Source organism: Plantibacter sp. LMC-P-059a (assembly GCF_030209505.1).
In the GTDB taxonomy this organism is placed as follows: Bacteria; Actinomycetota; Actinomycetes; order Actinomycetales; family Microbacteriaceae; genus Plantibacter.
Window position 1 is genome coordinate 45,648 of the sequence record NZ_JARVRZ010000002.1, and the last position, 19,854, is coordinate 65,501.

Annotated in this window: 21 protein-coding genes; 6 read left to right on the forward strand and 15 right to left on the reverse strand. The window is 69.9% G+C overall.

Annotated features, from left to right (window positions below; all coding sequences use genetic code 11):
- Together QRN27_RS03635 and QRN27_RS03640 are read right to left on the reverse strand one after the other, a co-directional pair.
- Nucleotides 1-276: an HPr family phosphocarrier protein gene (locus QRN27_RS03635; RefSeq protein WP_056007926.1), complete on the reverse strand. Its 276-nt coding sequence runs from the start codon at nt 274-276 to the stop codon at nt 1-3.
- 4 nt (nt 277-280) lie between these two features.
- Nucleotides 281-604: a PTS sugar transporter subunit IIB gene (locus QRN27_RS03640; protein WP_285040783.1), complete on the reverse strand. Its 324-nt coding sequence runs from the start codon at nt 602-604 to the stop codon at nt 281-283.
- 188 nt (nt 605-792) lie between these two features.
- On the opposite strand from QRN27_RS03640, the gene QRN27_RS03645 reads away from it, so the two are divergent.
- The gene (locus QRN27_RS03645; protein ID WP_350224084.1) at nt 793-2,715 is read left to right on the forward strand and encodes a BglG family transcription antiterminator; all 1,923 of its coding nucleotides are present in this window, start codon (nt 793-795) and stop codon (nt 2,713-2,715) included.
- Between the two features lie 76 nt (nt 2,716-2,791).
- Here the strand turns inward: QRN27_RS03645 and QRN27_RS03650 are convergent, their stop codons facing one another.
- Nucleotides 2,792-3,364 carry a helix-turn-helix domain-containing protein gene (locus QRN27_RS03650; RefSeq protein WP_285040784.1) on the reverse strand — a complete coding sequence of 191 codons (573 nt, stop codon included), beginning with the start codon at nt 3,362-3,364 and terminating at the stop codon, nt 2,792-2,794.
- A gap of 66 nt (nt 3,365-3,430) precedes the next feature.
- Here QRN27_RS03650 and QRN27_RS03655 point away from each other — a divergent pair, with 66 nt between their 5' ends.
- Complete coding sequence (locus tag QRN27_RS03655; RefSeq protein WP_285040785.1) at nt 3,431-4,120, forward strand: AzlC family ABC transporter permease; 690 nt, start codon at nt 3,431-3,433, stop codon at nt 4,118-4,120.
- Nucleotides 4,117-4,440 carry an AzlD domain-containing protein gene (locus tag QRN27_RS03660; RefSeq protein WP_285040786.1) on the forward strand — a complete coding sequence of 108 codons (324 nt, stop codon included), beginning with the start codon at nt 4,117-4,119 and terminating at the stop codon, nt 4,438-4,440. The genes QRN27_RS03655 and QRN27_RS03660 overlap by 4 nt, the downstream gene beginning before the upstream one ends.
- Before the next feature lie 81 nt (nt 4,441-4,521).
- Here the strand turns inward: QRN27_RS03660 and QRN27_RS03665 are convergent, their stop codons facing one another.
- Both QRN27_RS03665 and QRN27_RS03670 read right to left on the reverse strand, forming a co-directional pair.
- On the reverse strand, nt 4,522-5,301 hold the full coding sequence (locus QRN27_RS03665; protein WP_285040787.1) for a glucosamine-6-phosphate deaminase: 780 nt from the start codon (nt 5,299-5,301) through the stop codon (nt 4,522-4,524).
- Entirely contained in the window at nt 5,294-6,205 is a 912-nt protein-coding gene (locus tag QRN27_RS03670; RefSeq protein ID WP_285040788.1) for an ROK family protein, read from the reverse strand. Before QRN27_RS03670 ends, QRN27_RS03665 begins: the two co-directional genes overlap by 8 nt.
- Before the next feature lie 254 nt (nt 6,206-6,459).
- Here QRN27_RS03670 and QRN27_RS03675 point away from each other — a divergent pair, with 254 nt between their 5' ends.
- Complete coding sequence (locus QRN27_RS03675) at nt 6,460-6,873, forward strand: hypothetical protein (protein WP_056778657.1); 414 nt, start codon at nt 6,460-6,462, stop codon at nt 6,871-6,873.
- An 85-nt stretch (nt 6,874-6,958) separates the two neighbouring features.
- Here QRN27_RS03675 and QRN27_RS03680 read toward each other — a convergent pair whose 3' ends face one another.
- A complete protein-coding gene (locus tag QRN27_RS03680) occupies nt 6,959-8,173 on the reverse strand; it encodes an NADP-dependent isocitrate dehydrogenase (protein WP_285040789.1) in 1,215 nt (404 codons plus the stop codon).
- A gap of 285 nt (nt 8,174-8,458) precedes the next feature.
- Here QRN27_RS03680 and QRN27_RS03685 point away from each other — a divergent pair, with 285 nt between their 5' ends.
- Together QRN27_RS03685 and QRN27_RS03690 are read left to right on the forward strand one after the other, a co-directional pair.
- Complete coding sequence (locus QRN27_RS03685) at nt 8,459-8,911, forward strand: GNAT family N-acetyltransferase (RefSeq protein ID WP_285040790.1); 453 nt, start codon at nt 8,459-8,461, stop codon at nt 8,909-8,911.
- A 3-nt stretch (nt 8,912-8,914) separates the two neighbouring features.
- Nucleotides 8,915-9,235 (forward strand): MGMT family protein, encoded by a 321-nt coding sequence (locus QRN27_RS03690; protein WP_056007964.1) that lies wholly within the window; start codon nt 8,915-8,917, stop codon nt 9,233-9,235.
- Between the two features lie 16 nt (nt 9,236-9,251).
- Here the strand turns inward: QRN27_RS03690 and QRN27_RS03695 are convergent, their stop codons facing one another.
- The 9 genes from QRN27_RS03695 to purN form a co-directional block, all read right to left on the reverse strand.
- Nucleotides 9,252-11,030: a sensor histidine kinase gene (locus QRN27_RS03695; RefSeq protein WP_285040791.1), complete on the reverse strand. Its 1,779-nt coding sequence runs from the start codon at nt 11,028-11,030 to the stop codon at nt 9,252-9,254.
- On the reverse strand, nt 11,023-11,700 hold the full coding sequence (locus QRN27_RS03700) for a LuxR C-terminal-related transcriptional regulator (RefSeq protein ID WP_194669346.1): 678 nt from the start codon (nt 11,698-11,700) through the stop codon (nt 11,023-11,025). Before QRN27_RS03700 ends, QRN27_RS03695 begins: the two co-directional genes overlap by 8 nt.
- A 93-nt stretch (nt 11,701-11,793) precedes the next feature.
- A complete protein-coding gene (locus QRN27_RS03705; RefSeq protein WP_285040792.1) occupies nt 11,794-13,614 on the reverse strand; it encodes an ABC transporter ATP-binding protein in 1,821 nt (606 codons plus the stop codon).
- Entirely contained in the window at nt 13,611-15,443 is a 1,833-nt protein-coding gene (locus QRN27_RS03710) for an ABC transporter ATP-binding protein (protein ID WP_194669344.1), read from the reverse strand. Before QRN27_RS03710 ends, QRN27_RS03705 begins: the two co-directional genes overlap by 4 nt.
- A gap of 153 nt (nt 15,444-15,596) precedes the next feature.
- Nucleotides 15,597-15,722 carry a hypothetical protein gene (locus tag QRN27_RS03715; RefSeq protein ID WP_285040793.1) on the reverse strand — a complete coding sequence of 42 codons (126 nt, stop codon included), beginning with the start codon at nt 15,720-15,722 and terminating at the stop codon, nt 15,597-15,599.
- A gap of 178 nt (nt 15,723-15,900) precedes the next feature.
- Complete coding sequence (locus tag QRN27_RS03720) at nt 15,901-16,215, reverse strand: hypothetical protein (protein WP_056007979.1); 315 nt, start codon at nt 16,213-16,215, stop codon at nt 15,901-15,903.
- Nucleotides 16,216-16,303: 88 nt separating this feature from the next.
- On the reverse strand, nt 16,304-17,515 hold the full coding sequence (ddaH, locus tag QRN27_RS03725) for a dimethylargininase (protein WP_285040794.1): 1,212 nt from the start codon (nt 17,513-17,515) through the stop codon (nt 16,304-16,306).
- 108 nt (nt 17,516-17,623) lie between these two features.
- Nucleotides 17,624-19,228, reverse strand: coding sequence for a bifunctional phosphoribosylaminoimidazolecarboxamide formyltransferase/IMP cyclohydrolase (gene purH / locus QRN27_RS03730; RefSeq protein WP_285040795.1), 1,605 nt, complete (start codon nt 19,226-19,228; stop codon nt 17,624-17,626).
- The gene (gene purN / locus QRN27_RS03735) at nt 19,225-19,851 is read right to left on the reverse strand and encodes a phosphoribosylglycinamide formyltransferase (protein WP_285040796.1); all 627 of its coding nucleotides are present in this window, start codon (nt 19,849-19,851) and stop codon (nt 19,225-19,227) included. Before purN ends, purH begins: the two co-directional genes overlap by 4 nt.
- Nucleotides 19,852-19,854: the final 3 nt, after the last annotated feature.

Here is a 19,854-nt window from a genome sequence, read left to right on the forward strand (position 1 = left end):
CTACTGCTCGTCATGGTCGGTCACGAGGAGCTCTGAGAGGGTGTCGAGGGTGCCCTCGGCCGCTGCGCCTTCTCCCTCGACGGACAGGGTCACGTAGTCGCCGTGTTCGACGGCGAGGGCGATGACCCCGAGGATGCTCGCCGCGTTGACGGCCTTGCCGCTGCCCTTGGCGATGGTCACCGGGACCCCGGCGTCCTTCGCAGCCTGCGTGAACAGCTTCGCGGGCCTGGCGTGCAGGCCGTGCGACGAGCCGATGCGGACGGTTCGAGTTGCCATGGGGTTACCTCCTGGTTGGTGACTGGATCGAGAGGACGAGTTCGAGGGCTCTGGCGCCGCCTTCGACGCCGAAGACGTCGCCGGGGAGCACAGCGACGGCGGTGCCGAGTGGCTCGGCCACGGCGCGGAGCGCGGGCTCGTGATCGGCGAGGTGGGCTCCGACGAGCAGGACGTCGACGCCGTCGAGGGTGAGCGTGCCGGAGAGCACCTGGGATTCGGCACCGGCCTCGACCGAGACGTCGAGGGAGTGGTCGGCTGCGGCACGTCGGAGGCGTTGCGCCATGAACGTGCTCGACGCACCCGCGCCGCAAATCACCAGGATCTTCATCGAACCTTCTCCAGAACCGCCGATTGCCTACCGAACCATCATTCCCTCGGGCGGGTCGCCGCTCCACCAGAAGCTCTTCCGGCGGGGCGGAAAGGTCGTCGAACGCGCGGAAGCGCATCGGATGATGGTTGACTCGGTGAAGCGGTTCGCCCGGACCGCGCGAGGACCGTCCGCCGGAGAGGGGCATCGTGGCACGCGAGAAACACGACCGCATGCTCGGCTACCTCGCAGGCCGCGACGGCTGGACGACGGCGACCGAGGTCGCCGAGGTCCTCGGGGTCACCCCGCGGAGCGTGCGCAGCTATGTGACGGCGGTCAACACCCGCACTGCACCGCACGACGTCGTCGAGTCGGGCCCGAACGGCTACCGGCTGAACGCGGACGGGTACGCCGTGTACCGCCGGCGAGCAGCGTCGGCGTTCGAGTCCGAGACGCCCCGGGACCGGCTGTACGGTCTCGTCCGCCTCCTCATCAGCGCGCCGTCCGGCATCGACGTCCACGAGACGGCGCAGCGCCTGCACGTCAGCGAGTCGACCGTCGAGGGTGATCTCGGCCGCGTCCGCGCCATGTTGGCCGACACCGCACTCACGCTCGACCGTTCGGGGTCGACCGTCACTATGGCGGGCGGCGAGACCGAGCGTCGCCGACTGCTCAGCCGCATGTTCCGCGACGAGACCGACCGGGGCATCGTCGAGCTCGAAGCACTCCAGCGGGCCTTCGCGCCGAACGAGTTCAGCCCGTTCAAGGGCGAACTCCTCGACGCATTGACCGCCCGCGGCTACTACGTCAACGAGTACGGGATCGCGAACGTCCTCCTGCACATCGCGATCGCGATCGACCGCGTCACGAAGGACCGGCCGGCGGAGCCGACGGACCACGCGCCGCGCACCCCCGAGGTCGAGGCGGTCGCGGAGGACCTGGCACGGCTCGTCGACGCCCACTTCCACGTCGCCCTCGGGGAAGCCGACCTCGTCTACCTGAGCTACCTGTTGGTCACGCGCGTGGTCACCCCGGGGAGCGGCGCGTCCGCCGAGGTGCTCGTCGACGACTACGTCGACCAGGCCGACCTCGCGGCGGTCCGTCAGGCCGTCGACCGCGCCGGCCGCGAGTACCTCGTCGACCTCTCCGACGAGGACTTCATCGTGCGGCTCACCCTGCACGTGCAGAACCTCATCCGTCGGGCGCAGGACCAGTCCTACTCGCGGAACCCGCTGACGCGGTCGATCAAGACCTCGTATCCGATGATCTACGAGCTCGCGGTCTTCATCGCGAGCCAGCTGCAGCGCCACGGCTCCATCGTCATCAACGACGACGAGATCGCGTACATCGCCATGCACGTCGGCGCCCAGCTCGAACAGACGGCTCGCAAAGAGGCCCTGCTCGGCTGCACGATCGTCTCGGCCGGCTACTACGACATGCACGAGGTGCTCCGCCGGCGCGTCGAATCGCAGCTCGGGGACGTCCTCGACGTCCGATCCGTGATCACCCGCACCGACGTCGACTGGTCGGCGATCGACAGCGACCTCGTGCTCACGACGATCGAGCCGCCGGCGCCGGCCGACGGCATCGTCGTCATCCAGCCCTTCCTCACCGCGGCCGACGTGGAGCGCGTCCGCGGCGCGGTCAGCCGGGTGCGCCGCTCCTCCCGGCTGTCGGAGATCAGCGACGAACTGCTGCAGTACTTCCACCCCGACCTCTTCCTCCGCAACGCGCACGCGGCCGACGAGGAGGCGATGATCCGGCTGCTCGGCGAACGCATGATCGATCGCGGGATCATCGACGAGAGCTACCTCACGGCGGCGATCGAGCGGGAGCGCATGTCGTCGACCGCGTTCACCGACACCCTGGCGGTGCCGCACGCGATGACGATGACGGCCCACTCGACGGCCATCGCGATCGCCGTGAACGAGACGCCGATGGAGTGGGGTGGAGCGCGCGTGAGCGTCGTCGCGCTCGTCGCGTTCAGCGAATCGGGTCGCGCCGCGTTCCAGACCGTCTTCGACCAGTTCGTCGAGGTCTTCTCCGAACGGTCGAGCGTCGCCCGCATCATCCGGCGATCCGACGACTTCGCGGGCTTCATCGACGAGCTCGTGCACGTCATCGACGCCTGAGCGCCTACCGAGGCGTCCCGGTCACCGCGCCGTCCCGCCCACCGAGCCGCCGCGGTCACCGAGCCTGTCGAGGTGCTCAGACGTGTTCGGTCACGACCACGGCGGTCGTGCCCGGCTCGAGCGCCTCGAAGCGGTGCGGCACGTCGCCGGCGTGGGAGAGGTAGTCCCCTGGCCCGAGTTCGACCTCCTCGCCGACGGGACCGATCGACGCGCGGCCGGTGCTGATCACCCAGTGCTCGATGACGCCGGGCGAGTGCGGCTCGGACAGCCGCGGCGCACCCGGCTCGACGACGATGCGGTAGATGTCCCGCCGGGCGTTCGGCGGACAGGCCGACAGCACGGTCGCGACGTAGTTCGCTCCGGAGGCGGCGAGCGTCGGCCCCTCCCCCGCGCGGATCACCTGGACGGGCCGTCGCACCGGCTCGACGAGACGCGCGAAGGGGACGTCGAGGGTGACGCTGAGCGACCAGAGGGTCTCGAGGCTGGGATTGCCGAGTCCCGCCTCCAGCTGGGACAGGGTCGACTTCGCGATCCCTGCGCGACGGGCGACTTCGGCGAGGGAGAGACCGGCGCGCTGCCGTTCGCGGGTCAGCGCCGCTGCGACCGCGGCGTGCGGTGCTCCGTCGTCCGGTTGCTCCACCTGGGTCATGCGTTCACTCCTATAGGCCGTGCGTTCGATTTGACGAACGATGGGCGGTCGTTCAATATAGTGTACGTGCGTTCGATATGGAGTCTGCTCGGTCGGAGGACCACCCGCGCCATCGCGCTCGTGTGCGTCGCCGACGGACTCGTCGGCATCTCCTACGGCGCGGTCGCCGTCCACTCCGGCCTGCAGCCCTGGGTGGTGTTGGCACTCGCCCTGCTCGTGCTCGCCGGCGCCTCGGAGATCCTGTTCGTCGGCATCGTCGCGGCCGGAGGCAGCCCGCTGACGGCCGCACGGGCCGGCCTGCTCGTCAACGCGCGACACCTCCCCTTCGGCCTCGCGATCCACGAGGTCGTCGGCACGGGCTGGCGCCGGATCCTCGGGACGCACCTGCTCAACGACGAGTCCGTCGTCTTCGCCCTCGACCAGGACACGCTCGACCGCAAGCGCGCCGCCTTCTGGGCGTGCGGGCTCGGCATCCTGCTCTGCTGGCCCGCCGGGGCGGCGCTCGGGGCGTTCGCCGGTTCGGTCATCGAGGACACGGACGCGTTCGGGCTCGACGCGATGTTCCCGGCGGTCCTCCTGGCGCTCATCTTCCCCGCACTCCGCGAGCGCCGCACGAGGCGAGCCGCACTCGTCGGAGCCGTCGTCGCCGTCGCTGCGACCCCGTTCCTGCCGGCGGGCGTGCCCGTGCTCCTGTCCCTCGTCGGCTTGCTTTTCGGGTTCGGCCGCCGGCGACCGACGAAGCAGGTCGCCTCGTGAACCAGTCCCTCATCGTCCTGGCCGGGATCGTCATCCTCGCGGCGGGGACCTACGCGTTCCGTCTGGCCGGACCACTCCTCCGCACCCGCGCAGAGGTCTCGGAACGCGTCGAGGCCCTCCTCGCCGATGCCGCGATCGTCCTCCTCGCCGCCGTGCTGGCGACCACCGCACTCACGCAGGACCAGCAGTTCGCCGGTGTCGCGAGGCTCTCGGGCGTGCTCGTCGCCGGCGTCCTCGCGTGGCGGGAGGCGCCGTTCGTCGTGATCGTGTTGGCCGCAGCCGTCAGCACAGCGCTCCTGCGCCTGGCCGGCGTCGCCTGATCCGTCCCCGGACCCACGCTCCGGCCCCTGAGCCGCCCGCCGGTCCCTGAGCCTGTCGAAGGGCCACCTCGGGTACCGGGGTCAGATCCCCTGCCAGGCCGGCTTGTTCGCGTAGGCGTAGCGGTAGTAGTCCGCGTGCTGCAGCTCGGATGCAGCCGCCTCGTCGACGACGACGGTGGCGCGCGGGTGCAACTGCACGGCGGAACCGGGCAGACTCGCGGACAGCGGACCCTCGAGCGCGGCGGCGATGGCGGCCGCCTTCCCCGCGCCGAACGCCAGGAGCACGAGATGCCTCGCGCGCAGGATGGTGCCGAGCCCCTGCGTGATGCAGTGCATCGGGACGTCGTCGATCGAGTCGAAGAACCGTGCGTTGTCGCGACGGGTCTGCTCGGTGAGCGTCTTCACCCGAGTCACGGAGGCGAACGACGAGCCGGGTTCGTTGAACCCGATGTGTCCGTCGGTGCCGATGCCGAGGATCTGCAGGTCGACGCCACCGGCGGCTTCGATGGCCGCCTCGTAGTCGGCGCCGGCATGCTGGATGGTCTCCGTCGCACCGTTCGGCACGTGGATGCGCTCCGGCACGAGTCCGAGCGGCTCCACGACCTCGCGGGTGATGACGGCGCGGTACGACTCGGGGTGCCCGGCCGGCAGCCCGACGTACTCGTCGAGGGCGAACCCGCGCACCTGCGACAGGTCGAGTCCGCGCGCCCGCTCGGCGAGTGCCGTGTAGACCGGTACCGGCGTGGATCCCGTCGCCAGCCCGAGGACGGCGTCGGGCCGCCCCGAGATCAGTGCGACGACCGCCTCGGCGACGAGCTCGCCTGCGGCAGCTGCATCCTTCACGATCACGACTTCAGCCATGTGATGACGCTCCTCTTCCCACGAGTGCCGCACCGACCGCCGCGACGGGTGACCCCGTCGGCACGAAGCGCACTCGCTGTTCCAGGTGGAGTGATTCGACGAACCGGGACCCGGCGGCGGATTCGGCCAGGGCCTCTCGGATGACGGCGAGCAGGCGCCCGCCGAGAGCGGTGAGTCCCCCACCGAGGACGATGTCGTCGGCGTCGACGGTGAGGGTCAGGATGCGGACGGCCGCCGCGGCGCCGTGGCCGAGACGCGCTCGGAGGGCGATGGCGCGCGGGTCTCCGGCGTCGGCGCGGTCGAACATCTCGAGCACGGGGAACGCGGCACTCCCGCCCCAGGCGGTGGCGACGGCGCCCCCCGCGGCCATCGTCTCGATGCAGCCCCGCTGGCCGCATCCGCAGCGATCGCCGAGGGGGTCGACCGAGAGGTGGCCGACCTCGCCGGCGACGCCGCTCGACCCCTGCCACAGGCGGCCGTCGGTGATGATCCCGGCGGCGACACCTGTCCCGAGGTTCAGGTAGGCCATGGTGCCCGAGCCGTCGAGCAGCTGCCAGGCACCGAGCGCGGCCGCCTTGACGTCGTTCTCGACCGCGACCGGCACGCCGAGGTGCCGGTGGAGGATCGCGCCGAGCTCGAGCTCCTCGACGTCGAGGTTGACGGCATGGGCGACGACGCCGGTGCCGGGCACCACCAGACCGGGGATGCCAACGCCGATCGAGGTGAAGCTGTCGACCGGGCGGTCGACCGCGAGGGCGAGTGCACGGACCGCCTCGAGGGCCGTCTCCACCACGACCTGCGCGCCCCGCCCGGTCGGGCGTCGGAGACGGTGCAGCAGCGCGCCGTCGTCGGTGACGACGACGGCGTCGGTCTTCGTGCCGCCGATGTCGAGTCCCACCCTCACGCGGGTCGTCCGCGGAGATCGTCGTGGCTCGTGTGCATGGCGTGATTCCTTCGATCCCGGGTGCGAGCTGCTCCCACCGGTTTGTTTGCCAAGCTTACAAATATTCGCGGCGCAAGTCCATGCCGCAGCCTGCTGGCCGATGCGATGCCACCCGATCCCCGACAGGTGTCGGCCTCCAGCGGTACCCTGGAGACCGGCCCGCAGCGCGCGGGCGGCCCGGTGACGGGTACCGAACACGGGGGACCCACACCACCATGAAGAAGAACGCAGCAGCATTCCTCGGCGCGATCGCCGTCGCAGGCCTGCTCCTCACCGGCTGTGCCGGTGGCGCCCAGAGCAAAGCCGACGCCTGCAAGGTGATCGAATCCGAAGTGACCGACTCCGCAGCCAAGCTCCAGTCGGGCCTCAGCTCGCTCTCCTCCGACCCCGAGGGCGCCGTGACGCAGCTCGACGACTTCGCCGACACCTTCGAAGCGGCAGCCGGCAAGGTCACGAACAAGGAGGTCAAGGACTCGGCCGACGCCTCCGTCGACGCCCTCCAGGCCTTCATCGAACAGGCGAGGACCGCCGTCAGCGACCCGGCGACCGCCGACCAGGCCGCTCTGACGGACTCGCTCTCGAAGCTCCAGTCCGAGTTCACGGACCTCGGTACGACCTGCAGCCTCTGAGCAGGCCGGAACGACGGACGGGGTCCGGGAGCAGCTGCTCCCGGACCCCGTCCGTCTGTGGCCCTGCGGCCGATCGCCTCGGCGATCAGGCCAGGCGCGCCTTCAGGTTCGCCGAGATCGTCTCGAGGAACTCCTCGGTCGTCTGGTAGGCCTGCTCGGGCCCGACGAGGAGCGCGAGGTCCTTCGTCATCGCGCCGGACTCGACCGTCTTGATGACGACGTCCTCGAGGGTCGCCGCGAACTCGATGAGCTCCTGGTTGCCGTCGAGCACGCCGCGGTGCTGCAGGCCACGGGTCCACGCGAAGATCGAGGCGATCGGGTTCGTGGACGTGGGCTTGCCCTGCTGGTGCTGACGGTAGTGACGCGTGACAGTACCGTGCGCCGCCTCGGCCTCGACGATCTTGCCGTCCGGGGTGGCGAGCACGCTCGTCATGAGGCCGAGCGAACCGAAGCCCTGGGCGACGGTGTCGGACTGGACGTCGCCGTCGTAGTTCTTGCACGCCCAGACGTAGCCGCCCTCCCACTTCATGGCCGAAGCGACCATGTCGTCGATGAGGCGGTGCTCGTAGGTGATGCCAGCAGCTTCGAACTGCTCCTTGAACTCGGCGTCGAAGATCTCCTGGAAGATGTCCTTGAACCGGCCGTCGTAGGCCTTCAGGATCGTGTTCTTCGTCGAGAGGTACACCGGGTAGTTGCGGTTGAGGCCGTAGTTGAGGCTCGCCCGTGCGAAGTCGCGGATGGAGGCGTCGAGGTTGTACTGCACCTGGGCGATGCCGTCGCCCGGCGACTGGAAGACCTCGAACTTCTGCGGCTCCGAGCCGTCATCGGGCGTGAACTCGACCGTGAGCTTGCCCTCGCCCTTGAAGAGGAAGTCGGTCGCGCGGTACTGGTCGCCGAACGCGTGACGGCCGATGATGATCGGCTTGTTCCAACCCGGGACAAGCCGCGGGATGTTCGAGATGATGATCGGCTCGCGGAAGATGACGCCGCCGAGGATGTTGCGGATGGTCCCGTTCGGACTCCGCCACATCTTCTTCAGGCCGAACTCCTCGACCCGCGCCTCGTCGGGCGTGATCGTGGCGCACTTGACGCCGACGCCGTGCTTCTGGATGGCGTGCGCGGCGTCGATCGTGATCTGGTCGTCCGTCTCGTCACGCTTCTCGATGCCGAGGTCGTAGTACTCGAGGTTCACATCGAGGTAGGGGTGGATGAGCGAGTCCTTGATGAACTGCCAGATGATGCGAGTCATCTCATCGCCGTCGAGTTCGACGACGGTGCCTTCGACCTTGATCTTCGACACTGGTTGTCCTTTCTGATGCCGCCCTGAGCCGAGCGGCCTACGGAGGTGCGCACGCGGTGGAGTGCTCCGCATGGCATGGAGGAGACCGCATCCGAAAGGTGGGACGGCACGGCCAGCACCTAGCTTACAAGACGCGCCAGGTCTCTTGACATCGAGACAGTTCCGGATCAGAGACCAGCGGGACCCACGCCGCCGACTGGGGATCCGCCGTGCGTGTGCACGCCCGGGGCGTGTCGACACCCGGGCGGACTATCCGCGGTGGGCCGGACAGGTTAGCCTGAGGGCATGGCTGAGCTGCGTCTGGAAGAACTGTCCGCATCGACGATCGTGGCGGTCAATGCGCTCACCATGAAACCCGGGCAGGAGCAGTTCATCGCCCCGGTGTCCTACGCGGTCGCAGCCGCGGTCGTGAACCCCGCCACCTCCTGGCAGCGCGTCATCCTCGACGGCGACGAGGTCGTCGGCTTCATCTCCGCCAACTTCGACCACGAGTCGACGCAGGAGGAGTTCCGCTCCGCCCTCTGGCGCATCAACGTCGACGCCGACGACCAGGGCCGCGGCGTCGGCCGGTTCGCGGTCGCCTCACTCATCGAGGAGGCCAAGAAGCGCGACTTCGACCACGTGAACGTCATCTACGAGCCCGGCGACCTCGGCCCCGAGGCGTTCTTCCTCCGGGTGGGCTTCTCCCCCGTCGGTGAGACGCAGTACGGCGAGACCATCGGCAGCATCAGCCTCTGACCTTTGGGCGGGCAGCCGGCGATCGACACCGCTGAGGCCTTCGCAGAGGCCGTGTTGGCGGTGGTCGCCGACATCCCGGAGGGGTGTGCCCTCAGCTACGGGCAGGTCGCCGCGATCATCGGATCGAGGTCGGCCCGCGGGGTCGGGCGGGTGATGGCCCAGTACGGGCACGCCGTGCCCTGGTGGCGCGTCGTCCGCTCCGGAGGCCTGCCGCCGACCGGCCACGAGGAACGCGCGCTCGAGCACTACGAGGCCGAGGGCACACCGATCGTCCGGATGAGCGGTGGGCGGTACCGGCTCGGCCGGGAGGCCCTCCTCCACTGACGCCCGCGATTCGGGCTCAGACGGGCAGGTCGATCGTGACGACCGTCCCGCCGCCGCGCGGGCTCTCGATCCGCATGGTCCCGCCGACGGCGTCGACCCGGTCCGCGAGGCCGCGCAGTCCACTCCCGCTCGCCGGGTCCGCACCGCCGACACCGTCGTCCGCCACGACCACCCGCAGGCGGCCGTCCGCGTCGCCGACCACGGTCACCTCGCAGCCGGTGGCCTCCGAGTACTTCGTGACGTTGGCGAGGCACTCCGACACGACGTAGTACACGGTGGACTCGATGAGCTGCGTCGGACGCTCGGCGAGCTCGACGTTGACGCGGGTGACGACCGTGCAGCGCCGACCGAGTTCGGCGATCGCCGGCCCGAGACCACCGTCGGCGAGGAGCGCCGGATGGAGCCCGCGCGCGAGTTCCCGGAGCTCCTTGATCGCGCTGGCGAGCTGCTCGATGGTCGTCTCGAGTCCTTCGGCGAGCGCGAGCTGCCCGTCGGCTCGCGCCGCATCGCTCGCCATCCGGAGCCGGAGGGCGACCGAGAACAGCTGCTGCTGCGAACCGTCGTGCAGGTCGCGCTCCGCACGACGGCGCGCCTCGTCCGCCGCCTGGACGATGCGCAACCGCGAACGGTTCACCTCGCGCAAGGAGTGGCGCAACTCACCGGTGAGCCGTTCGTTGTCGATCATGATGCGCAACGACGCCGACACCGAACGCAGCAGCTGCGGGTTGTCGAGGAGCGCGGCGTCGTGCTCGATGTACACGAGCGGGGCGTCCGCGTCGCCGACGCTCGACATCGCCCGTCCCCGAGCGTCGCGACCCGTCGTCCGCTGCGACCCCGGCCACACGAGACGGGCCGAACGGTCGCCGAGGACGGTCTTCACGGAGCTGTCCCAGCGGTCGTGGCCGGTCTCGCTCAATCCGCCGGTCTGCACGAGGTCGACCGCTCTCGCGCGGATCGCCCGCATCCGGACGAGCCCCGTCGCGTAGGCCGCCGGCACGAGCACCACCGAGAAGGCGTTGAGGTCCTCGACGGCGAGTCTCAGCTCCTGCGGCCACCCGCCCAGGCGTGCGAGGGACCATCCCACGCCGATGACGAGCCACAGGACGAAGGCCACCGGCATGATGAACGCCACCTGCCGGGCCGCGCCGCTGCTGCGCGCCCAACGGAGCAGCACCACGCCGGCGACGACCACGGCGAAGAGCCCCATGACGGCGGCGTGCACCTGGCCGAGGACGGCGGCGAGCTGGCCGTTCGCCAGCACCGCGTAGGAACTGGGCTCGTGCAGCGCGTCGAGCGGGTACCGACGGGTCAGCACCAGGGTCGCGATCGCGTACGTGACGAGGTACACCGACGCCGTGATGACGAGCCGGCGGTCGAAGCCACGTCGGAGGCGGCCGGCGGGGAAGGCCAGCGCCAGCCAGACCAGGGCGACCCCGGGGAGGACGGAGATCGACATGAGGAGCGGCCACATCCAGCCCGCTTCGACGCCGTACGCCCACATGTAGGCCGTCTCGGCGACGGTGTACCCGACGATCACCCACCCGGGTACCGAGGTCGGAGCCAGCCACCAGATGAGGCCGGCGGCGGTCAGCGCCGCGAGATGACCGACGAGCCAGGGCAGCCCGTTGCCGTCCGCGATGCCCGGCTGGACCACGCCGAACACCACCGAGCAGACGCAGAGGAGCGCCGCTGCGACCAGGATGACGAGGCGGAGCGGCCACGGCAGCCGGCCACGACCGACGGGTGCCGGGATCGGGAGCGAGGTCGCCCGTCCGCGGAGGCGACCGTCAGCCATCCGTATGTTCCAGCCAGCGCACGACCGCGAGCACCCGGCGGTGGTCCGCCGGCGAGTCCTCGAGTCCGAGCTTGGCCAGAATGCGGCTGATGTGCGCCTCGACGGTCTTCAGGCTGACGACGAGCGCCTTCGCGATACCGGAGTTCGACCGGCCCTCGGCCATGAGGGTGAGGACCTCCCGTTCACGCTCGGTGAGGTGGTCGAGCCCGTCGGAGCGGGTCCGTTCGGCGACGAGGAGGGAGACGACCTCCGGATCGACGACCGACTCTCCGGCCGCGACCCGTTCGACGGCGTCGACGAGGGTCCCCGAGTCGGCGACGCGGTCCTTGAGGAGGTAGCCGGTGCCACCGCCTGAGCCGAGCGCACGGACCGCGTAGGAGGGGACGGCGTAGGTGCTGAGGAGCAGCACCCCGGCGCGGAACCCCGTGGCGCGGAGTTGTTCGAGGGCCACGATCCCCTCGTCGGTGTGGGTGGGCGGCATGCGGATGTCGAGGACGACGGCGTCGAGCTGCAGCCCGTCGTCGATGCGGTCGACCAGCTCGACCGCGGAACCGAAGGACCCCACGACGTCGTGGCCGCCGGCCCGCAGGATCTGGACGACGCCCTCGCGGAGGAGCACGGCGTCGTCTGCGACGGCGACGCGCAGCGAACGCGGTTCCTCACTGGTCATCCGCTCATTGTCGCAGGTCGGGCGGTCGAGGTGTAGTGCCCGGCGTCCGTCCGTCACCGGAGGACACCGGGCACCACACCCCCGCGCAACCGATCAGCCGAGCGAGGAGCGCCACGCCGCGTGCATCGCGGCGAAGCGGCCGGTCCCGCCGATGAGGTCGGCCGGTGCACCGTCCTCGACGATCCGCCCGTACTCCATCACGAGCACCCGGTCGGCGATCGCGACGGTCGAGAGGCGGTGAGCGATGATGATCGCCGTCCGGTCGGCGAGCAGCGTCTGCAGCGCCTCCTGCACGAGTCGCTCGCTCGGGATGTCGAGCGACGCCGTCGCCTCGTCGAGGATGAGCACAGCCGGATCCGCGAGGAACGCCCGCGCGAAGGACAACAGCTGCCGCTGCCCGGCCGACACGCGTCCGCCACGCTTGTTCACGTCGGTGTCGTAGCCGTCGGGCAGCGCCTCGATGAAGGTGTCGGCGCCGACGGCCCTGGCCGCTGCCCGGATCTCCTCGAAGCTCGCGTCGGGCTTGCCGAGCGCGATGTTCTCCGCCACGGAACCGGAGAACAGGTAGGCCTCCTGCGTGACCATGACGATGGCGCGGCGGAGGTCCTTCGGGTGCAGCTCGCGCAGGTCCACGCCGTCGAGCCGGACGGCGCCCTCGGACGGGTCGTAGAACCGGCTCACGAGCTTCGCGAGCGTCGACTTCCCGGCACCCGTGGTCCCGACGAGGGCGATGGTCTGCCCGGCCGGGATCTCGAGGTCGAAGCTCGGCAGGATGACGCGGTCAGCGGCGTACGCGAACGTCACGTCGTCGAAGGTGATCCGCCCCTTCGACGTCCAGAGGTCGACGGGCGCGACCGGGTCGGGCACGCTCGGACGTTCCTCGAGGACGCCGGAGATCTTCTCGAGCGCCGCCGCGGCCGACTGGTAGGAGTTGTAGAACATCGCCATCTCCTCCATCGGGTCGAAGAACCGACGCGTGTACAGCAGCGCCGCGAGCAGGGCACCGATCGCCAACTGGCCGTCGGCGACGCGGAACCCGCCCACGAGCAGGACGACCGCGACGGAGAGGTTGCCGATGAACACCAGTCCGGGGTCGAACACCCCGAACAGTTGGATGACCCGGGCGTTGACCGTGCGGTAGTGCTCCACGGTCGCGCCGAAGGTCTGCTCGTTGCGCCGCTCCTTGCGGAACGCCTTCACCGCGCGGATGCCCGTCATCGCCTCCACGAAGAAGACGATGAGCTTCGCGGACGCCACCCGCGACTCACGGAACAGCTTCTGCGATCGGATCTGGAACCAGCGGGTGAGCACCGTCAACGGGATGAGCGCGCCGAGCAGCACCAGTCCGCTGACCCAGTCGACGAGCACGAGTGCCACGGCCGTGAAACCCATGTAGAGCACGCCGGACACCAGCTGGTTGATACCCGAGTCGAGGAGCTCACGGATGGAGTCGAGGTCGCTCGTCTGCCGCGAGATGATGCGCCCCGAGGTGTAGTTCTCGTGGAAGTCGAGACTCAACCGCTGCGTCTGCAGGAACACCCGCTTGCGGAGGTCGATGAGGATCGTCTGACTGATCCGCGCCGCGAGCACGGTGTACCAGGAGATGAGCGTCGCGCCGACGGCCCCCGTGAGCAGGTACGCGCCGACGACGAGGAAGGCCGGCATCCAGTCGGCGCGCTCCAGGATCGCGGGGAGCGCCCGGTCGATGCCGAGGGCGATCAACGCCGGGCCGGCCACCTGCGCGGCCGTCGAGACGATGACGATCGTCATGGCCGCGACCACGCGCCACCGCAGCGGTGCCAGCAGGGAGCCGAGCAGGCGCAGCGAACGGCGTCTGATCTGTGCGGACTCGGCACGGGTCAGGTCGTCGCGCTCCTCGCCCCGCACCCCGTGCACCGTCTGTTCCTGGCTCACAGGTTCACCTCCTGTCGGATCGTCTCGCGTTCGTCTGCTTCGAGACTCGAGATCACATAGCGGTAATGGTCGTTCTCCCGGAGGAGGTCGCTGTGGCGGCCCACGGCGGTGATGCGGCCGTCCTGGAGCAGAGCGACGCGGTCGGCGAGCATGACGGTGCTCGGGCGGTGAGCGACGATGAGCGCCGTCGTCGACGCGAGGACCCGCCGCAGGGCGGCCTCCACGAGCGCCTCGGTGTCGACGTCGAGGGCCGACAGCGGGTCGTCGAGCACGAGGACGGCCGGGCGGGCGGCGACCGCGCGCGCCAGCGCCAGCCGCTGACGCTGGCCGCCCGAGAGGCTGAGCCCCTCCTCCCCCACGGTCGTCTCGACGCCGTCCGGCAGCTCGTCGACGAAGCCCGCCTGCGCGATGTCGAGTGCCTCGCGGAGGACCCGCTCGGCTTCGGGCGAGTCGAGGTCCAGGTCGTCACGCCCGAGCAGCACGTTCTCCTTGACGCTCGCCGAGAAGAGCGTCGCGTCCTCGAACGCCATCGCGATGTGCCGACGCAGTTCCTCACGGGTGAGCGCACGGATGTCGATGCCGTCGAGCAGGATGCGCCCTCCGGTCACGTCGTACAGCCGCGTGGTCAGGGCGGTGATGGTCGACTTGCCGGAGCCGGTCAGCCCGACGAGGGCCATGGTCTCCCCCGGTTCCAGGCGCAACCGGACGCCGTCGACGACGTCACGCTCACGCGCTGGAGCGTCCTCGTACCGGAAGTGCACGTCCTCGAACACGAGCTCGCCCACGGGGTCGGCGAGGTGCTCGGGGTGCTCCGGGTCGGTGATCGTGTTGACCGAGTCCAGCACGTCGAAGTACCGGTCCGTCGCCGACCGCGTGTCGAAGGTCATGGCCAGCAGGAAGCCCACCGACTCGATCGGGAACCGCAGGATCGTCGCCGTCGCGAAGAAGGCGAACAGCTGACCGACGGTCAGTTCGCCGATGGACGCCAGCCAGACCCCCGCCAACAGGCAGAGCGCGAACGCGATGTCCGGCAGCAGCACGAGCCAGAACCAGATGCCGGCGATCGCCTTCGCCTTCTCGATCTCCGTCCCACGCAGGTCCTCCGCACGGGAGGTGAAGCGCTGCAGCGCGTGCTTGCCTCGCCCGAACGCCTTGAGCACGCGGATGCCGTGCACGGACTCCTCGACCGCGGTCGCGAGGTCGCCCGCCTGATCCTGGCTGCGCCTCGCGATCACCGAGTAGCGCCCTTCGAAGGTGAACCCGAAGATCCACACGGGGATCGCCAGGGCGATGAAGATGAGGCCGAGGAGCCAGTTCCAGGTGAACAGGATGACCGCTCCGACGATGATGGTCACGCCGTTCACGATGAGCAGCACGAAGCCGAACGAGATCCAACGACGGATGAGCCCGAGGTCGCTGACCGCGCGCGAGAGCAACTGCCCGCTCTGCCAGCGGTCGTGGAAGGTGACCGGCAGGTCCTGCAGCTTCGCGAAGAGCGCGTTCCGCATGCGTGCCTCGACGTGCGTGCCGGGGGTCAGGACGAACCACCGGCGGAGGGCGATCATGACCGCTTCGAGGACGCCGAGCGCGAGGACCACGATGACCGCCGGCCAGATCTGCGACGAGTCACCGCTCGAGAGCGGACCGTCGACGAGTGCCTGCAGCACGAGCGGGATGGCGAGCGCGACGAGGCCTGCCACGAGCGCGGCGACCATGCCGAGCACGATCCGCGGCATGGCGGTCTTGGCATACGGGTAGATCCGCATGAGGGCACGGAAGGTGCTCTGACGCGGTTGGACAGGACGGCGGTCGTCGCCGGGCGGAGTCATTGCGGGAAGTCCTTGCGAGAGAGTCGGCGACATCGGTCACCGACGGAACAGTGGTGGTGGAGCTGCCGGACGGCGAGGTCGCTCTGCGGGATCGCAGCATCCGGTGACGGGTCCGAGCGGAGTCGGACGGATGGGGTGGCGGGCTGTCGGGCGCTAGTGCGGAGCGACGGCGTCCGTCACGACCGGTACGAAGGCAGCCCGTGCGGCGGCGCGGCGGCTCGAGGCGGAACGGACACGCTCGACCGTCAGCGCTGGAGCGTCCTGGTTCGAGAGCAACATGGCATCCTCCTCATCCTGTGGGGCGAGAGCCGCGGGCCGGGTGCACAGGTCGCACTCGGACGCGGGCGGCACCGATCACGAGGAACGAGGGTCGGCGCAGCAGACCAGACTATGGGAGGACGAAGCCGGACTGCAAGGGATCCATACGCTTGCACGCATGGGTCGGTCGATCCCGCCGTCAGGAGGCCGGCTCGTCGACGATGCCGACGAAGGCCCCGATGCCGTCGATCTCACGACGACGCGATCCCTCGGGGACCGGCGGCAGTTCGTCGGCCCCGTGCCAGGAACAGCTCACCATCGAGAACTCCGGCCACCACTTCTTCGGGCGGAGCGTCTCGCTGGTGCCGCAGATCGTGCAGCGGAGTTCCACCCACACCGGCCGCTTGCCCGTCCGGTTGGCACGGGACTGCACGTACCACGCGGGGGGATCTGCTTCGAACGCGGCGAGCTGCTCCGCAGACCAGAACGGCGGGATCCCATGGTGCCTGGCCATCTCCAGCGGGATGTCCAAACGCTGCGCGACGGCCCTCCGGTTCAGATCCCGTCCACCCCGCGCTCCAGCCTGCTGTTCCACGATCGGCTCAGCTGACCCGCACGGACAGGCAGGTGACGCAACCCTCGAGCTTCTCGAACTCGCTGATGTCGACCTGCACCACGGTGTAGCCGCGGTCCTCGAGCAATGCGGCCGTCTTCGGTGCGGCCGCGGAGATCAGCACCGTGTCGTCGGCGAGCTCGACGACCGCGACGCCCTCGCGCTCGGGGACGACCAGGTGCCGACCGAAGAAGGACGGGTCGTCGACGAGGTCGGGGTGGACGAGCACGGTGCCGTCGGGCAGCGCGGTGACCGTCGACTTCAGGTGCAGTGCCTTCGTGACGGGGACGGCGACGACGTCGAAGCCGCGCGGAGCGAGGATGTTCCGGAGCTGGCGCACACCCTCGGCGTTCGTGCGACCACTTCGGCCGACGTACACGGTGGTTCCCACCTGGAGGACGTCGCCGCCCTCGAGGGTGCCGTCGCCCTCGATGCGGTGGATGCGGAGACCGAGTTCACGCGCGGTGGTCTCGGCGGCGACGATCTCCGGACGACGGCTCTCGGCGCCGGGACGGGTCACGACGGCGATGTCGTCGACGACGACCACGGTGTCCTCGATGAAGACGGAATCGGCGAGCTGGTCGGCCCAGGACACCTCGGTGGTGTCCCAACCCGCGGCGTCGAGCGCGGCGACGTAGGCGTCCCACTGCTGGTCGGCGAGCTCGGTGTCGATCGTGGTGCGTTCCTGGTGCGTGACGAGCCCCTCGGCGAGGTTGGAGGCGGGCATGCGGACGAGTGCGATGCGTCGGCCTTCGTCGAGCACGGCGTCCTGCGTGCGGATGACCATCCGGTAGACCGGGTATCCGATGAACGCCGCGGACAGGGCGATGACGACGACGAAGACGAGGTTGAGGCTGATCAGCGTGGCGACGATGCTGCCGAGGACGGTGCTGTTGACGGGCTGGCCCGTGGTCGCGACCTGCACGATGAGGCCGAGGAGCGCACCGATGACGGCGAGCGCCGCACCTCCGAGCAGGGCCAGGAGCCGGAACCGGTACAGGCCGACGACGCCGACGATGAGCAGCAGCACGAAGGTGATGATCGTGCTCTCGAAGAAGTACGGACTCGCCTGGGCGAAGATCGTCCCGGCGAACTGGTAGCCGACGAAGGTGACGAACATGACCCCCAGGAAGCCGACGACGATGGTCGCGACGGCGGCGGCAGCGGATGCGATGAGTTTGCGGCTCCAGGTGGCAGTCATCCGACAACCGTAGCGGAACGACGCAGCGGCGCCGGGCCACGAGGGCCCGACGCCGCTGGGAGATCACCAGGAGCTCGCTCGGATTCCGCCGAGGAGCAGCCGCTGGACCTAGTGGAAGAAGTGCCGCTCCCCCGTGAAGTACATGGTCACACCGGCGGCCTGCGCCGCGGCGATGACCTCCTCGTCGCGGACGGAACCGCCGGGCTGGACCACCGCACGCACGCCGGCGTCGAGCAGGACCTGCAGACCGTCGGCGAAGGGGAAGAAGGCGTCCGACGCGGCGACGGAACCGGCTGCGCGGTCACCCGCCCGGCTCACGGCGAGGTGGCAGGAGTCGACACGGTTGACCTGCCCCATGCCGACGCCGACGCTTGCGCTGCCCTTGGCGAGCAGGATGCCGTTCGACTTCACCGAGCGGCACGCCTTCCAGGCGAAGATGAGGTCGAGCAGGGTCTCGTCGTCCGCCGGCTCACCCGTGACGAGCGTCCAGCCCTTGGCGGTGTCCTGGGGGTCGTCGGCGAAGCGGTCGGCGTCCTGGTACAGCAGGCCGCCGGAGATCTGGCGGACCTCGCGCGCTTCACGCACGAACCCCTCGGGCAGCTGGAGCAGACGCAGGTTCTTCTTCGTCTTCAGCACCTCGAGTGCGGCGTCCTCGAACCCGGGGGCGACGAGCACCTCGGTGAAGATCTCCTTCACCGTCTCGGCCATGCCGAGGGTGACCACGCGGTTGGCCGCGATGACCCCGCCGAATGCGGACACCGGGTCGCACTCGTGCGCGCGACGGTGCGCGGATGCGATCGGGTCGGGCGCCTTCGGGTTCGCGAAGGCGATCCCGCACGGGTTCGCGTGCTTGATGATGGCGACGGCCGGGTTGGCGAAGTCGTACGCGGCACGGACCGCAGCGTCGGCGTCGACGTAGTTGTTGTACGACATCTCCTTGCCGTGCAGCTGCGTGGCCTGGGCGATGCCCGCGCCGCCGGGACGGACGTAGAGCGCCGCGGCCTGGTGCGAGTTCTCGCCGTAGCGGAGCACCGTCTCGCGACGACCGGTGACCGTCAGGGTGGCGGGGAACGCCTCGCCCTCGGCCGCGGTGCTCGCGAACCAGGCGGAGACGGCTGCGTCGTAGGAGGCGGTGTGCTCGAAGGCTTCAGCGGCGAGGGAGCGTCGCTGCGCCAGCGTCGTCCCGCCGGCGCCGACCGCGGCGACGATCAGTCCATACCGTTCGGGCGAGACCACGATGGCGACGTTGGCATGGTTCTTGGCGGACGCGCGCACCATCGCCGGTCCGCCGATGTCGATCTGCTCGACGACGTCGTCACCGACCGCGCCGCTCGCGACGGTCTCGACGAAGGGGTACAGGTTCACGACGACGAGCTGGAACGCCTCGATGCCGAGTTCGGCCAGCTGGGCCTCGTGGGACTCGAGTCGCAGGTCGGCGAGCAGGCCGGCGTGCACGGAGGGGTGCAGCGTCTTGACCCGACCGTCGAGCGACTCCGGGAACCCGGTCACCCCCGAGACGTCGGTCACCTCGTGCCCCGCGCTCCGGATGGTGGCGGCCGTCGACCCGGTCGAGACGATCTCGACCCCGGCGGCGGCGAGCGCACCCGCGAGCTCGAGGAGACCGGTCTTGTCGCTCACGGAGACGAGCGCACGACGCACGGGGACGACGTCGCGTTCGCGGTAGAGGCTGTGGTCGTGACTGGGACCGCTCATGACTGGGGTGCTCCTTCTGCTGGCGGGCGGGACGCCGTGGAGAGCGCCTCGAGGTCGATGGTTCCGGTGGCGAGGTCGCGGACGGCCTGGACGAGCAGTCGTCGCTCGACGGGCTTGATGCGCTCGTGCAGGCGGTGCTCGGTGTCGTCCGGCAGGATCGGCACGCGCTCCTGGGAGATGATGGGCCCCGCGTCGACACCGTTGTCGACGACGATGATCGACGCGCCCGTCTGCGTGGCACCGGCGGCGAGCGCGTCGCGGACGCCGTGGGCACCGGGGAACTCCGGCAGGTACGCGGGGTGGGTGTTGATGATGCGTGGCGAGAGGGCGTCGACGACGACCGGCGGGAGCAGGCGCATGAGCCCGCTGAGCACGAGGACGTCGGGACTCCAGACGCGGATCTGCTCGAGGAGCGCGGCTCCCCACTCGGCCCGCGAGTCGAACGACGAATACGGCACGGTGAACGAGGGGATGCCGAACTCCTCGGCGTGGGCCAGGCCGTCCGCCTCGCGATCGGCACCGACGGCGACGACCCGGGCGGGGAAGTCCGCGTCGCGTGAAGCTTCGAGGAGGGCGCGGAGATTGGATCCGCCACCGGAGATCAGCACGACGAGTGACAGCACCAG